Source organism: Streptomyces sp. V3I8 (genome assembly GCF_030817535.1).
Taxonomy (GTDB): Bacteria; Actinomycetota; Actinomycetes; order Streptomycetales; family Streptomycetaceae; genus Streptomyces.
Map to the genome: position 1 here is coordinate 8,494,407 of NZ_JAUSZL010000002.1, position 13,259 is coordinate 8,507,665.

A 13,259-nucleotide genomic window follows, 5' to 3' on the forward strand; every position below is an offset into this window, starting at 1 on the left:
CCGTCGGCCAACCCGTGCGCAGCCGCAGCCGCAGCTGCAACAGCAAGGAAGTGGAACTCATGACCGAACCCGCCCCTACCCCCCTGTCCGCCCCCGCACCCACCCCCGTCGTCTCCGTGAAGCCGGTGGTGCTGGAAGCGCCGGGCCGTGGCGAGGACCTGCGTGTGCGGGTCTCCGCGCCGGTGACCGGGACCGGGCTGCCGATCGTCGTCCTCTCGCACGGCTTCGGCTCGTCGTTCGACGGCTACGGCCCCCTGGCCGACTTCTGGGCGGCGCACGGTTTCGTGGTGATCCAACCCACCCACCTCGACTCCAGGACGGTGGGCCTCGCACAGGACGATCCGCGCACACCGCGCCTCTGGCGGTTCCGGGTCGAGGACATGAAGTGCGTCCTCGACGGGCTGGACGTACTGGAAGCGGCCGTACCCGGTCTCGTCGGCCGCGCCGACCGGAGCCGTATCGCCGCGGCGGGCCATTCCTTCGGCGGCCAGACGGCGGGCAACCTGCTGGGCCTGCGGGTCCTGGATCCGGTGAGCGGGCGGGAGGAGGACCTGTCCGACGCGCGGATCAAGGCGGGTGTGCTGCTCGCCACGGCCGGGAAGGGCGGTGCCGACCTGACGCCGTTCGCCGCCGAGCACTTCCCGTTCATGAACCCGGACTTCGGGCACATGACCACGCCGGCCCTCGTCGTCGCCGGGGACCGGGACGACTCCCCGCTGTCCGTCAGGGGGCCGGAGTGGCTCGCCGACCCGTACTTCCTGAGCCCGGGCGGCAAGAGCCTGCTCACCCTGTTCGGGGCGGAGCACTCGCTCGGCGGCATCGCCGGGTACGAGGCCCGGGAGACGACGGACGAGAACCCGGAGCGCGTCGCCCTGGTCCAGCGGGTCACGCTGGCCTACCTCCGCGACGCGCTCGGCGTCGAGGCGACCGGCTGGGCGGCGGTGCGCGAGGAACTTGCTCACGGGGCTTCGGAGTCGGGCCGGATCGAGTCCAGGTAGAGGTCGTCGGCGCCGCGTGTCGGGCGGGCGCCGCGTATCAGGCGGGTGCGCCCGCGTGGAGTGCGCCGGGGGTCCGCAGCTCTTCGCGGTGCGCCCGGTTCGTGGCCATCAGTCCTTCGAGGGCGTCGCGGGTCCGGACGAGGTCCTCGATGTGCGCGGTGAGCCGGTCGCGTTCCTCGGCCATGCGGTCGAGGGCGGCGTCGGAGTTCTCCTCGCTGGGGGTGTCGACGCAGGGAAGCAGCTCGACGATGGTCCTGCTGGACAGGCCGGCCGCGTAGAGGCGCTGGATGAAGGAGACGCGCTCGATCTCGTCGTCCGTGTAGTGCCGCTGCCCACTGGCGCTGCGGGTGCTGTGCAGCAGCCCCTGTTCCTCGTAGTAGCGCAGCGACCGGACGCTGACCCCGGCCCGTTCGGCGAGCTCTCCGATGCGCATCCCGTTCTCCCCACTGTCGCGTACGCCTGTTACCTGCACCACAGGCCTTGCCTCTGACATCAATGTCAGGTTTTAGCGTAAACGCTGTACCCGGCACCCGGGTACGGATCGCTAAGGAGTCCTCCCGTGACGAACCTGTTCCAGCCCCATCGGCTCGGCGACCTGACACTGCCCAACCGTGTGGTGATGGCCCCCATGTCCCGCGTACGGGCCGCTGCCGGCGGCCTGGCCACGCCGTCGATGGCGACCTACTACGCCCAGCGCGCGACCGCCGGGCTCATCGTGACGGAGGGCGTTCAGCCGAGCCTGATCGGGCAGTCCAACCCCGGCACGCCCGGCCTGCACACCGACGAGCAGCAGGCCGCCTGGCAGCCGGTGACGGACGCCGTGCACGCCAACGGCGGGCGGATCTTCGCCCAGATCATGCACGGCGGACGCGTCTCGCACCCCGACACCACCGGCCTGCAGCCGGTCGGCCCGTCGGCCGTCCCGGCCGTCGGCGAGGTGTTCACGCCGACCGGACCGCAGGCCGCCCCCGTGCCCCGTGCGCTCGAGACCTCCGAGGTGCCGGAGCAGGCCCGCTCGTACGCCGCGGCGGCGCGGCGGGCGGTGGACGCCGGCTTCGACGGCGTGGAACTGCACGGCGCCAACGGCTACTTGATCTCACAGTTCCTGTCGTCCGACGCCAACCTGCGCACGGACGGGTACGGAGGTTCGGTGGCCCGCCGGATCAGGTTCGCCGTCGAGGCGGTCGCCGCGACCGTCGACGCCGTGGGCGCGGCGCGCACGGGCATCCGGCTCTCGCCGGGCGGAACCTTCTGGGGAGTGCACGAGACGGAGGTCACGGAGCTGTACACCGCCCTGCTGGGCGAGTTGGCGCGCCTCGAGGTGGCGTACGTGCACCTGGAGGCGACCACGGACGAAGAGGTGCTGGTGGCGCTGCGCCGCGCCTGGCCGGGCACCCTCGTCATGAACCCGGTCCTGCCCATGGGACCCAAGCAGGCCGGCCGGTCCGACGCCGACCACTGGCTCGGCCTGGGCGCGGACCTCATCAGCTTCGGCCGCGCCTTCATCGCCAACCCCGACCTGGTGGAGCGCCTGCGCACAGGTGTCCCGGTCGCCCCCGTCGACGAGGCGACCTACTACCAGGGCGGCGACGCGGGTTACCTGACCTACGCGGCGTACCAGTACAGCGCCTGAACACCTGCGTCGGTGTCAGCCCGCGGCAGCGGTCTCGGCGAGCTTCTGGAACTCGCCGAGGTCGTAGTTGGCGAGTGCCGAGTCCAGGTTGGTCAGGGCGCCGAGGTGCTCGACGAACCCCTTCGGGTCGTACTCGATCTGCAGGGTGACGCGGCTCGAGGTGTCGCTCAGGCGGTGGAACGTGACCACTCCCGCATGATGCACGCCTTCGGTGGTGCGCCAGGCGATCCGCTCCTCGGGAACGACCTCGACGAGTTCGGCGACGAAGTTCTTGTCGGCACCGGGCACGGTCAACTGCCAGGCGAAACGGCGTTCGTCCAGGGGCTCGACCAGACGTACGTGACTGAGGAAGGACGGCCACCTCGTCACATCGCTCCACAGGGCCCACGTGACGGACACGGGGGCCTGGATGTCGACGGTCTCCACCAGGGATGCGGACACGGGGGTCACCTTTCGTGGTCGGCCCGACGCTGTTCCCGCCGGATCGTGCGGTGCTGACGCCCCGACGGATCCGACGGGGCGGCAGCACCCGCCTACCCGCGCATCCGTGGCACACACGGCGGCTGCCCCGGATGCTTCCCGTCCCGCCCTGTCCCGCCCCGCTCTGCCCCGCCCCGTCCCGTGGCCGGGCAGGCTTGGCGCAGGCCGTGCGGGGTATGCGGGTCTTCCCGACGTACGGCGAACCGCGCACCGACGTGCCGCGCACACCACTTTGGAGGACCCATGGCCGTGACGGACCCAGCCGCGCCGGCGAGGCGGACCGGGAGCGGGCCGCACGCGACCGAAGGTTCCGCACGGCCGGAGGACGCTCGCGCCCCTCGGCAGGAGCACCGGGGCGCCGGCGGGGAACCGGAGGATCCGGAGGGGCCGAGAGAGCGGATGAACCGCCGCTGGAACGAACTCCTGCAGGAGACCCGCGTCGCGCAGACGGGCGTGCAGATCCTCTTCGGCTTCCTGCTCAGTGTGGCCTTCACCCCGGGCTTCCGGGACCTGGGAACCATCGACCGCACCATCTACGTGACCACCGTCGTCCTGGGTGCGGCGGCCACCGGCTCCCTCATAGCCCCGGTCTCCATCCACCGCTTCCTGGCGGGTCAGCGCATGAAGGGAGAGCTGGTCGAGGCGGCCCACCGGCTGATGATGTGCGGCATGGTCCTGCTGGCCCTCACCATCGGCTCGACCCTGCTGCTCATCCTGCGTGTGGTCCTGCCGGGCATCCTCGCGGAGGTCCTCGTCGCCGGCGTGATGCTGTACTTCGCCCTGTGCTGGTACGCCCTGCCCCTGTGGCTGCGGCACCGGGCGTCCCGCGACGAAACCGCCTGAGGGCGGCCGCGCGCCGCGGTCAACCGGCGGCCGGGGCCTCGAGTTCCCGCTTGAGGTTGCGCAGGGTCCTGTCGATGTTGCCCACCTGGAAGGCGGCGAAGGTCTTGCCGCCCGTGGCCACGTAGTCGAAGGCAGCGGCCACGAAAGCCGGCCAGGAGCGGCGGTCGTCCGTCCAGGTCTCCGTCACCCGGGTGCCGGTGCCCTCCGGTGCGAAGCGGTACTCCCATGTGGCGATCGGCGCCCTGAGGCGCGGCCGCCTGAGGCCGATCGCGTGGACGCGGAACGCGAAGCGGCTGCCGGGATCGGCCGCGGTCACCGTGCAGCGGGTGGTCCAGCGGTAGCGGCCGCGCTTGTTGTGCCCCTCGAAGACCAGGCCGACGCGGGCCGGTCCGTCACCGTCCCCGTCGGCGACGGTCGCGCCGAGGTTCTCGGGACTCCAGCGGCCCATCCGGGCGGGCCGGCTGATCTGCTCGTACACCGATGACGGCGACGCCTCGACCAGGATGCTGCGGGCGACGGTGAACGTGCGGGGCACGGGCACTCCTTCCGTGGGCGCTGAACCTGCCGGTAACCTTACTCGCAAGTAAGGGGAGGCCGGTGATCAGGCCGCCCCGGGAGCCGTGTGCGCGGGGATGCGGAACTCCAGCTCCGGCCGGTCCCACACCACGGCGGGAGGCGTCGCGGCCGCGGTCCCGACGTGCACCGCACCCACACCGAGGTAGAAGCCCTCGGCGGGGGGATGTGACACCACGCGTACGCGGTCGAGCCCGGCGGCGCGGGCCTCGGACCGCATGTGCGCGACGAGCAGCCGTCCCACTCCGCGCCCCTGCGCCGGGTCGGCGACGAACAGCAGGTCCAGCTCCGGCGGAGCGAGGACGAGCGAGTAGAAGCCGAGGACGTGCCCGTCGCGCCCGTCCGCGGCCACGAAGACCCGGTGGCTCTCGATGTAGTCCGGCCCCACCCGGTAGTCCGCGACCATGGCCGCGTACGGCCCCTCGTAGGCCCGTGAGCCGCGCACGAGCCGCGTGAGCCGTCTGGCGTCCCGTGCGACGGCCCGCCGGACCGAGACCGATCCGTCCACGCCGGCGGCACCCCCGCCTGTGATGCTCCCGTTCATCAGGCGAGTATCACAGGCGGGGGAGCGCCGGCCGGCGTCGGTGTGCCCGCCTCAGACGAACGCGCTCTCGCCGGTGATCGCCTTGCCCACGATGAGCGTGTTCATCTCGCGCGTTCCCTCGAAGGAGTAGATGGCCTCCGCGTCCGAGAAGAAGCGGGCGACGTCGTAGTCCAGCACGATCCCGTTGCCGCCGAAGATCTCCCGGGCCCAGCCGACGACCTCGCGCATGCAGGCGGTGACGTACGCCTTGGCCAGTGACGAGTGCTCGTCCCTGAACACACCGGAGTCCTGCAGCCGTGCGAGCTGCAGCAGCATGCCCCAGCAGGCCGTGATGTTGCCGAGGCTCTTGACCAGCAGATCCTGGACGAGCTGGAAACCCGCGATCGGATGGCCGAACTGCTCGCGGTCGGTGGCATAGGCGAGCGCCAGCTCGTACGCGCCGATCATCACCCCCAGGGCCTGCCAGGCGACTCCGCTGCGAGTGGCGCGCAGGACCTCCGCGACGTCCCGGAAGGAACCGACGTTCTGCAGCCGGTCGGCTTCCGGCACCCTGACCCCGGTCAGCGTGATGTCCGCGTTCTCGACGATCCGCAGGGAGATCTTGTTCGCGATCTTCTCCGTGACGAGGCCCGGCGTGTCCCTGCCGACCACGAATCCCTTGACCTGGTCGTCCGCCAGGTCCCGCGCCCAGACCACGATGTGGTCGGCGAACGTGGCGTTGCCGATCCAGCGCTTGGCGCCGTTCAGGACCCAGGTGTCGCCCTGCCGCTCGGCGGTGGTGCGCATACCGGCCGCGACGTCGGACCCGTCGAGCGGTTCCGTCAGGGCGAAGGCCCCGATCGTGTCCATGGACGCCATGCCGGGCAGCCAGCGGTCGCGCTGCTCCTGGCTGCCACCGGCGTGGACGGAGTACATGGCCAGGCCGTTGTGGACCCCGTAGAACGTGGCGACCGACGCGTCCACGCGGCTCATCTCAAGCGCCATCATGCCCGTCAGCAGGTGGCTCGCGGCGGGACGGTGCTCGCCGTAGCCCTCGTACGACAGCCCGACCAGACCGCTCTCCCGGAACTTCGTGATCAGCTCCTTCGGGAAGGTGCCCGCCGCCCAGTTCTCGTTCACCAGGGGCTTCACCTCGTCCCGCATGAACGCGCGCGTCCTCAGCAGGATCTTGCGTTCCTCGTCCGAGAGCGCGGCCTCGAAGTCGTAGAAGTCGGCCACGGTCGCGTCATCCGTCGAAGATCTCATAGCCGCCTTCTTCCACGATTTCCGTGCAGGATGCACGTGAAGCGGGCCCCGGAGCGTGTCCGGAGCCCGCTTCGATGGGGGTCACGTGGTCGTTCAGACGGATCCGCCGGACTGCCCGCGGGTCTCGTCCGCCACGGTCCGGCCCGACGCGCGGGCCTGGTCGGTCACGTGCCCGGCCTGGGTCCGTGCCTCCTCCTGGGTGGTCCGGGCCGCCTCGGCCGCGGTGTCCTTCACCTCCTGGGCCGCGCCCTGCGCCGCCTCCTTGGCGCCTTCCTTCAGGTGCTGCGCGGACTCCAGCGCCGCCTGCTTCACCGGTTCCAGGGCCTCACCGCCCCGCTCCAGGAGGCCGACGGCCTTCTGCTGCTCGGTCCGGGACGCGGGGAGCAGCGAGGACGCCAGCACACCCACACCGAACGCGATCAGACCGGCGGCGAGGGGATTGCCCTGCGTCTTCTCGACGGCGCGGTCCGGCACGCTCCTGACCGCCTGTCCCGCCTGGCCGACCGCTTCCTGTGCCGTGCCGGCCGCCTGTCCGGTGCTCTCCTGCAGGGAGCCCGCGGCGGACCGCGCACCGTGCTTGGCCTCGTGGACACCGTGCTGGGCCGATCCCATGACGCGCTCTCGGACGCCGGTGACGGCGCCGCGCACCCGGTCGGTGCGGCGGCGCACGATGTTGCGAGGGCTGGCCTGGTCGGTGAGCTGGTCCACGTCGGCGGCCAGCCGCTGCCGAGTGGCGTCGATCTCGGCCCTCATGTGGTCGGGTGACGTGCCCATTCCGCGTTCTCCTTCATCGTTTCGACGGTCCGGTCGGGCTTCGGTGACACGGTGCGCATCTGTGTGCGGCCCCGTTGGTACAGCACGGCCGCGACCACGGCCCATACGGCGGTGACGATCAGGGCGGACCAGCCCGCGTCGATGACGTTCGCCAGTCCCAGCACGGCGGCCAGGGACAGGAACAGGAGCGTCATGTAGCCGGCGAATCCGGCGCCGCCGTACAGGCCGGCCGCCTTGCCCGCTTTCGTCGCCTCCTCACGGATCTCGGTCTTCGCCAGTTCCACCTCTTGGCGGAAGAGGGTCTGCACGTCGGAGGTCACGGCGGACAACAGCTCGCCGACGGACCGGTCCTGACTCTGCGACCCCACGGGTCCGGGAGGCACCGAGGACATCTCACACCTCCGGGTAGGGGCGTCCGGGCGCACGGTCCGGGGGCGTGCCCACGGACGGCGGCGTCTGCGGCACGGCCGGGACCACCGGCGGCTCCTGCACGCTCACCGGCGGCGGGGTCTGCGCGGCATCCACCGGTGCGGGCTCCTGCGGGACGCCCACCGGCGGCCCCGACGGCAGCGGCCTGTAGCCCGTCCCGGAGAGACCCGTCTGCTGTTCCGCCGTCGTGTCGGACCCGGAGGACCCGGAGGGCCCCGTGCCGGAGGACTCGTTCGCCTTGCTCGCCACCTTCGCGAGACGGCCCACGGCCAGCCCTGCCAGCAGCGCGCCGCCGAGGAAGGCCCCGGGGCGCCGGCGGGCGAAACTCTGCAGGTCGGAGACCACACCCTCGGCGCCCTGCTTCTGCAGGTAGTCGGCCGCGCGGTGCCCGCTGTCGGCGGCATGCGCGGCCAGGCCGCGGGCGGGGGAGTCGTTCTGGGCGTTCTCCGCCAGTCCTGCCAGGTCGTCCGCCCACTGACGCAGCGCGTCGGCCGCCCGGGTGGTCTGTCCCTCGACCTCGTTCAGAGCGCGTTCCCGCAGGTCGCGCACGACCGTGCCCACCTGCTGCCGCGCCTCGCCGACCACGGCCCTGGCCTGGTCGGCGGCGGTACCGGCGGCCTCGCCCGCGGCCTGCCTGGCCCGCTCGGCCGTCGCCGTCGCCTCTGCCCTGGCCGTCTCGCCGGTTTGCTGCACCCTTCCGGTGTCGCCCTGTACGGACTCGCTCATCAGCCCCTCCTCCTCACATCTGCGACATTCCCTCACTCACGTCCACGGAAGCCGTCTGCCGTCGTGTCCGGCGTCCTGCACCGTGTCCGCGCTGACAAGGGCTTCCGCACGAGTGGCTGCTCAGCGGGATTCCACACATGTACGAGGCCGGAGAACTCGGTCTTTTGCGACGCGGCCCGGTCACCGCTGCCCTTCGCAGGGGGACCGGGGCACGTGAACGGCCAGGACGGCGGTGTCGTCGTCCACACCGGTGCCGAAGGTGTCGAGCAATTCACGGATCGCGTCGACCGTGCCCGACGCGGTGGCGGGCGCGAGCCGGCGGACGAAGTCGAGCAGGGCGTCGTCGCCGTAACGGTCCCCGCCGTCCAGGCCGGCGTGGACATGGGCCTCGGTGAGTCCGTCGGTGTGCAGCAGCAGGGTGTCACCGGGCAGCAGATGGACCGCGTTGGTGCCGATGTGGGCGTCGGCCAGGACACCGATGAGCTGTCCGCCGGGGGTGGGGAGGTACGTGGTGGTGCCGTCGGCGCACATCAGCAGGGCGGGAGGATGGCCGCCGCTGGCCAGGGTGATGTGGAAGCCGCCCTGTTCCCGGTCGGGAGTGAGCAGACCGAAGACGACGGTGCAGAAGCGGGGATCGGCGCCGTTGTACTCGTGGTTCAGGACCGTGTTGAGATTGCCGAGGACCGCGACGGGATCGGGGTCGTACACGGCGGCGGCCCGCAGGGTGTAGCGGGCCAGGGAGGTGACGGCAGCGGCGGCGGCGCCCTTGCCGCACACATCGCCCAGGAAGAGCCCCCAGGCGCCGCCGGCCAGGGGGAAGAGGTCGTAGAAGTCGCCGCCGACCTCGTCGACGGACGCGATGTGGTAGTACGCGGAGACATCCAGGCCGGGCACGTTGGCCAGGGCCGGCGGCAGCAGCGTTCGCTGCAGGGTGGTGGCCAGGCGCCGCAGGCGCTCGCGCTCCTGCTCGGCCGCCTTGCGGGCGCGCAGCAGTTCGGTCTCGTAGGCGCGGCGGTCGCGGGCGTCGAAGAGGGTGGTGCGGATCAGCAGGGGCCGTCCGTCGGCGCCCGTCCGTACCGCCGAGGTGACCAGGACCGGCAGGCGGGAGCCGTCGGCGGCCCTGAGCTCCAGGGCGATGCCACTGACCTCGCCCTGCATCCTCAGCAGCGGGGCGAAGTGGGTCTCGTGGTAGAGCCGTCCCCCGGCGGTCAGCAGGTCGGAGAAGTACCTGCGGCCCAGAAGGTCGTCGCGTCCGTAGCCGAGCCAGTCCAGCAGGGTCGTGTTGACCTTGGCGATCCGGCCGTCCAGCAGGGTGGACAGGTATCCGCAGGGCGCGTGTTCGTACAGGTCCTCGGCGCTGTCCTCCAGCAGTGCGGAGAACTGGATCCGCTCGTCGTCGCTCAGTCCGTCGTCGTCACCCCTCGGCCCGTCCGTCTCCCCCGCGCCGGTCCCGCGCATCAGCCGAGCGCTTTCACGAACGAGGCGATCGCCGCCGTGGTCTCCTCGGGAGCGGCGAGCTGCGGGCAGTGGCCGGTGGCGTTCAGGGTGACCAGACGGCTCCCCGGGATCCGCGCGTGCACGAACTCCCCGACTTCGCGGGGAGCGATCGCGTCACTGGAGCACTGCGCCACCAAGGTGGGCACCCGGACCTGAGCGAGATCCTCGCGGTTGTCGGACAGGAACGTCACCCGGGCGAAGACCCGGGCGATGTCGGGATCGGTGCGGCAGAAGCTGTTGGTCAGCTCCATGCCCAGTTCCGGCCGCTCCGGATTGCCCATGATCACCGGCGCCATGGCGCCCGACCAGCCCAGATAGTTCGCGTCCAGCGATCCGAGCAGCTCATCGATGTCCTCGGCGTCGAACCCGCCGCGGTAACCGGTCTCCGGGTCGTCGACGAAACAGGGCGAGGGCGCCAGCAGCACCAGCCCGGCGAACAGCGCGGGCTCCCGGACGGCGGCCACCACACCCATCATCGCGCTCACGGAGTGCCCCACGAACGTCACGGGGCCCAGCGCCAGGTCCCGGCACAGCTCCAGCACGTCCTCGGTGTAGCCCTCCAGCGTCGAGTACCGGCCCGGATGCCACGCGGAGAGGTCCGAGTTCCCCGCGCCCACGTGGTCGAAGAGCACGACGGTGAAGTCGCGCTCCAGCGCCGGTGCCACCAGACGCCACAGGTTCTGGTCGCACCCGAACCCGTGCGCCAGCACCACGACGGGTCCCGCGGACCGCCCGGTCACCGTCACATGGTTCCTGCGTCGCACGTCCATGTGAATCATCGTCGCAGACCGATCGCCGCCCAACCGGACCGAGCGGCGGTGCGGTCCGGCACCGGGCGCCCGTCCGGCGGGTCGAAAACCCCTGCCCCGGGCGGCCCCGTACGCCCTACGCTGACGCTCGCCGCCCTGGCCGACCGAGCCGTCCGAGCCGTCCCAGCCGTCCCAGCCGTCCGACGAGGGAGAACGCATGGAGATCCGGAGCCTGACCCGTACCGAGGCCGAGCGCCGCGCCGCACTGCTCACGGTCGAGCGGTACGACGTGGACATCGACCTCACCGGCCTGCCCGGCGGGCCGGAGGTGCGGTGCGTCTCCACCGTGACGTTCAGCTGCCGCGAACCCGGCGCGGAGACCTTCGTGGACTGCGCGGCACAGGTCGTGGCCGCGACCCTGAACGGCACGCCCCTGACCCCCGGCGCGGACGGCCGCATACCGCTGCCCGCGCTCGCCGCCCACAACGTGCTGCGCGTGGAGAGCGTCCAGGCGCAGACGGCCACGGGCGGGGGTGTGCACAAGGCGACCGATCCCGCGGACGGCGAGGTCTACGTCTGGATGAGCTTCGAACCCGACGAGGCCCGGTTCGTCTGGGCGTGCTTCGACCAGCCCGACCTCAAGGCCCCGCACGCCTTCACGGTCACCGCCCCGGCCGGCTGGACCGTCACCGGCAATTCCGGCGACCCGGTCGTCGAGGAGCTGGACGCGGCCCGCCGCTGGACCTTCCCCGACACCCCGCGGCTGTCCGTGTACAACACCGTCGTCAACGCGGGCCCCTTCCACGAGATCCGCCGCGAGAGCGACGGCCACGACCTGGGCCTGTTCGCCCGGCGCTCCCTTGCCGCGGTCCTCGAACGGGACGCCGACGAGATCTTCACCCTCACCCGCCAGGGCCTCGCCTTCTTCGGCGAGGCCTTCGCGATGCCGTTCCCGCAGACCGGGTACGACCAGGTGTTCGTCCCGGAGTTCGGCGGTGCGATGGAGAACTACGGCTGCGTGACCTGGTCGGACGTGTTCCTGCGGCGGGCCGAGCCGACGCCCGCCGAGCGCGAGGTGTTCGCCAGGGTGCTCCTGCACGAGATGGCGCACATGTGGTTCGGCAACATCGTCACCATGCGCTGGTGGGACGACCTCTGGCTGAACGAGGCCTTCGCCGAGTTCGCCTGCCACTGGGCCGCCGAGCGGGCCACCCGGTACACCGACGCGTGGGCCGCCCACCTGGCGAGCGACAAGCTCAAGGCCTACCTCTCCGACCAGGGGCCCGCGTCGCACCCGATCCACCAGCCCATTCACGATGTCGCCCAGGCCGCGTCGATCTTCGACAACATCACCTACCCCAAGGGCGCCTCCGTCCTCCAGCAGCTCATGACGTACGTCGGCGAGGAGTGCTTCAGGGCCGGCATGACCGCCTACTTCGCCCGGCACGCGTGGGGCAGCGCCACGCTCCAGGACCTGATCGACGCGCTCTCCGAGGCGAGCGGACGGGATCTGGATGCCTGGCGCACGGCCTGGCTCGCGACGGCGGGAACGGACCGTTTCTCCCTGGAGCGCGACGGGGACACCGTCACCCTGGTGGCCGCCGGCACCGCCCGGCCGCAGGTGCTGGCGGTGGGCGCGTACGGCAGGAAGGGCGCGGCCCTGGAACGTACGGCGCTGGTACGCGTCGAGGTGACGGGGCCCCGCACCCCGGTCACCGGCCTGCCGCCCGAGGCCGACACCGCCGTCCTGCTGATCAACGACGAGGACCTGACCTTCGCGACGACCCGGCCCGACCCCGCGGCCAGGGACGCCTTCTTCCGGTCGGCGGCGCAGCTGCCCACGGCGATCTCCCGCGGTGTGGCCATGGCGACCGTGTGGGACATGCTGACCACCGGTGAGGCGACGGCGGCGGAGGCCGGGCGGTCCCTCACCGCCGTGCTCGCCGCCGAGACGTCCGACGCCGTCATCGAGCCCTGTCTGACCCTCGCCTCGGACATCGCCGAACAGTGGGCGCCGGACGCCGAGCGCGCCGCACTGACGGCTGCGGTGGCGGCGGCCTGCCGGCACCTGGCCGCCGACCCGGGCCGCCGCCGGGTCGCCCTGCGCGGCCTGGCCCGCACCGCCACCGGCCCGGACGACCTGACCTGGCTGCGCGAGCAGGCGGGCGACGACGTGGACCTGCGCTGGCGCGCGCTGGTCCGCGCGGCGGAACTGGGCGAGGACACCGGGGCGGAGACCGCCGCACTCCTGGCACGCGACCCGGACCCCGACGCCCGGGTGCGGGCCCTCACGGTACGGGCCGCGCTGCCGGACCCCGCCGCGAAGGCGGAGGTCTGGCAGCGGCTGGCGGTGGACCGCGAGGTCCCCGTCAGCTCGGTCGGCCAGGTGGCGGCGGCGTTCTGGCGCCCCGGCCAGGAAGCCCTCCTCGCGCCGTACGCCGAGCGGTACCTGGAGCTGGTCCCGGGGCTGCACCGGGGCGGAATGATCCCGGCGATGGTCTTCGGCGGCCGGCTCTTCCCGCTGTACGCCATCGGCCCGGCCTACCTCGACGAGGTCCAGGAGGCCGCCCGCGAGGCGGCCCCGGTGGTCCGCACCACCCTCCTGGAACACTCGGACACGGTACGGCGAATGCTCGCCTCCCGTACCCGGACGGCCTGACCGCGGCGGCTGCGGGGCCGGCTCGCAGCCGGACGGGAACCAGGCGGTGGAGGACACTTCCTGTCCTGTACGTCGTCGAGACTCCTCCCGTCGGCGGTCACCGGGACCG

14 protein-coding genes are annotated in these 13,259 nt (G+C 72.1%); 4 read left to right on the top strand and 10 right to left on the bottom strand.

Annotated elements, in window-relative coordinates:
* Positions 1-59: 59 nt before the first annotated feature.
* Positions 60-998 carry a chlorophyllase gene (locus tag QFZ75_RS37450; protein WP_307543879.1) on the top strand — a complete coding sequence of 313 codons (939 nt, stop codon included), beginning with the start codon at positions 60-62 and terminating at the stop codon, positions 996-998.
* Between the two features lie 37 nt (positions 999-1,035).
* Here QFZ75_RS37450 and QFZ75_RS37455 read toward each other — a convergent pair whose 3' ends face one another.
* Positions 1,036-1,431: a MerR family transcriptional regulator gene (locus tag QFZ75_RS37455; RefSeq protein WP_307543880.1), complete on the bottom strand. Its 396-nt coding sequence runs from the start codon at positions 1,429-1,431 to the stop codon at positions 1,036-1,038.
* Between the two features lie 126 nt (positions 1,432-1,557).
* Here QFZ75_RS37455 and QFZ75_RS37460 point away from each other — a divergent pair, with 126 nt between their 5' ends.
* Positions 1,558-2,631, top strand: coding sequence for an alkene reductase (locus QFZ75_RS37460; protein ID WP_307543881.1), 1,074 nt, complete (start codon positions 1,558-1,560; stop codon positions 2,629-2,631).
* A gap of 15 nt (positions 2,632-2,646) precedes the next feature.
* On the opposite strand, the gene QFZ75_RS37465 is transcribed toward QFZ75_RS37460, so the two are convergent.
* Positions 2,647-3,072 (bottom strand): SRPBCC family protein, encoded by a 426-nt coding sequence (locus QFZ75_RS37465; RefSeq protein ID WP_307543882.1) that lies wholly within the window; start codon positions 3,070-3,072, stop codon positions 2,647-2,649.
* Positions 3,073-3,354: 282 nt separating this feature from the next.
* Here QFZ75_RS37465 and QFZ75_RS37470 point away from each other — a divergent pair, with 282 nt between their 5' ends.
* Positions 3,355-3,954, top strand: a complete 600-nt coding sequence (locus tag QFZ75_RS37470) for a DUF6328 family protein (RefSeq protein ID WP_307543883.1) — start codon at positions 3,355-3,357, stop codon at positions 3,952-3,954.
* Between the two features lie 19 nt (positions 3,955-3,973).
* Here QFZ75_RS37470 and QFZ75_RS37475 read toward each other — a convergent pair whose 3' ends face one another.
* From QFZ75_RS37475 to QFZ75_RS37510, 8 genes are all read right to left on the bottom strand, one after another.
* Positions 3,974-4,489 (bottom strand): SRPBCC family protein, encoded by a 516-nt coding sequence (locus QFZ75_RS37475; protein ID WP_307543884.1) that lies wholly within the window; start codon positions 4,487-4,489, stop codon positions 3,974-3,976.
* A gap of 66 nt (positions 4,490-4,555) precedes the next feature.
* Positions 4,556-5,071 (bottom strand): GNAT family N-acetyltransferase, encoded by a 516-nt coding sequence (locus QFZ75_RS37480; protein ID WP_307543885.1) that lies wholly within the window; start codon positions 5,069-5,071, stop codon positions 4,556-4,558.
* A gap of 51 nt (positions 5,072-5,122) precedes the next feature.
* On the bottom strand, positions 5,123-6,316 hold the full coding sequence (locus QFZ75_RS37485; protein WP_307543886.1) for an acyl-CoA dehydrogenase family protein: 1,194 nt from the start codon (positions 6,314-6,316) through the stop codon (positions 5,123-5,125).
* A 93-nt stretch (positions 6,317-6,409) separates the two neighbouring features.
* Positions 6,410-7,090, bottom strand: a complete 681-nt coding sequence (locus QFZ75_RS37490; RefSeq protein WP_307543887.1) for a DUF3618 domain-containing protein — start codon at positions 7,088-7,090, stop codon at positions 6,410-6,412.
* Positions 7,066-7,458: a phage holin family protein gene (locus QFZ75_RS37495; protein ID WP_307543888.1), complete on the bottom strand. Its 393-nt coding sequence runs from the start codon at positions 7,456-7,458 to the stop codon at positions 7,066-7,068. Before QFZ75_RS37495 ends, QFZ75_RS37490 begins: the two co-directional genes overlap by 25 nt.
* A 25-nt stretch (positions 7,459-7,483) precedes the next feature.
* Positions 7,484-8,245 carry a hypothetical protein gene (locus tag QFZ75_RS37500; protein WP_307543889.1) on the bottom strand — a complete coding sequence of 254 codons (762 nt, stop codon included), beginning with the start codon at positions 8,243-8,245 and terminating at the stop codon, positions 7,484-7,486.
* A gap of 180 nt (positions 8,246-8,425) precedes the next feature.
* On the bottom strand, positions 8,426-9,703 hold the full coding sequence (locus QFZ75_RS37505) for a PP2C family protein-serine/threonine phosphatase (RefSeq protein ID WP_307543890.1): 1,278 nt from the start codon (positions 9,701-9,703) through the stop codon (positions 8,426-8,428).
* Positions 9,703-10,512, bottom strand: coding sequence for an alpha/beta fold hydrolase (locus tag QFZ75_RS37510; RefSeq protein ID WP_307543891.1), 810 nt, complete (start codon positions 10,510-10,512; stop codon positions 9,703-9,705). The genes QFZ75_RS37505 and QFZ75_RS37510 overlap by 1 nt, the downstream gene beginning before the upstream one ends.
* Positions 10,513-10,708: 196 nt before the next feature.
* On the opposite strand from QFZ75_RS37510, the gene pepN reads away from it, so the two are divergent.
* Positions 10,709-13,150, top strand: a complete 2,442-nt coding sequence (gene pepN, locus QFZ75_RS37515; protein WP_307543892.1) for an aminopeptidase N — start codon at positions 10,709-10,711, stop codon at positions 13,148-13,150.
* Positions 13,151-13,259: the final 109 nt, after the last annotated feature.

Coding starts and splice junctions, on each gene's coding strand:
- QFZ75_RS37450 (WP_307543879.1), top strand. CDS start 60: ATGACCGAACCCGCCCCTACCCCCCTGTCCGCCCCCGCACCCACCCCC.
- QFZ75_RS37455 (WP_307543880.1), bottom strand. CDS start 1,431: ATGCGCATCGGAGAGCTCGCCGAACGGGCCGGGGTCAGCGTCCGGTCG.
- QFZ75_RS37470 (WP_307543883.1), top strand. CDS start 3,355: ATGGCCGTGACGGACCCAGCCGCGCCGGCGAGGCGGACCGGGAGCGGG.
- QFZ75_RS37480 (WP_307543885.1), bottom strand. CDS start 5,071: ATGAACGGGAGCATCACAGGCGGGGGTGCCGCCGGCGTGGACGGATCG.
- QFZ75_RS37485 (WP_307543886.1), bottom strand. CDS start 6,316: ATGAGATCTTCGACGGATGACGCGACCGTGGCCGACTTCTACGACTTC.
- QFZ75_RS37490 (WP_307543887.1), bottom strand. CDS start 7,090: ATGGGCACGTCACCCGACCACATGAGGGCCGAGATCGACGCCACTCGG.
- QFZ75_RS37500 (WP_307543889.1), bottom strand. CDS start 8,245: ATGAGCGAGTCCGTACAGGGCGACACCGGAAGGGTGCAGCAAACCGGC.
- QFZ75_RS37505 (WP_307543890.1), bottom strand. CDS start 9,703: ATGCGCGGGACCGGCGCGGGGGAGACGGACGGGCCGAGGGGTGACGAC.
- QFZ75_RS37510 (WP_307543891.1), bottom strand. CDS start 10,512: ATGGACGTGCGACGCAGGAACCATGTGACGGTGACCGGGCGGTCCGCG.
- pepN (WP_307543892.1), top strand. CDS start 10,709: ATGGAGATCCGGAGCCTGACCCGTACCGAGGCCGAGCGCCGCGCCGCA.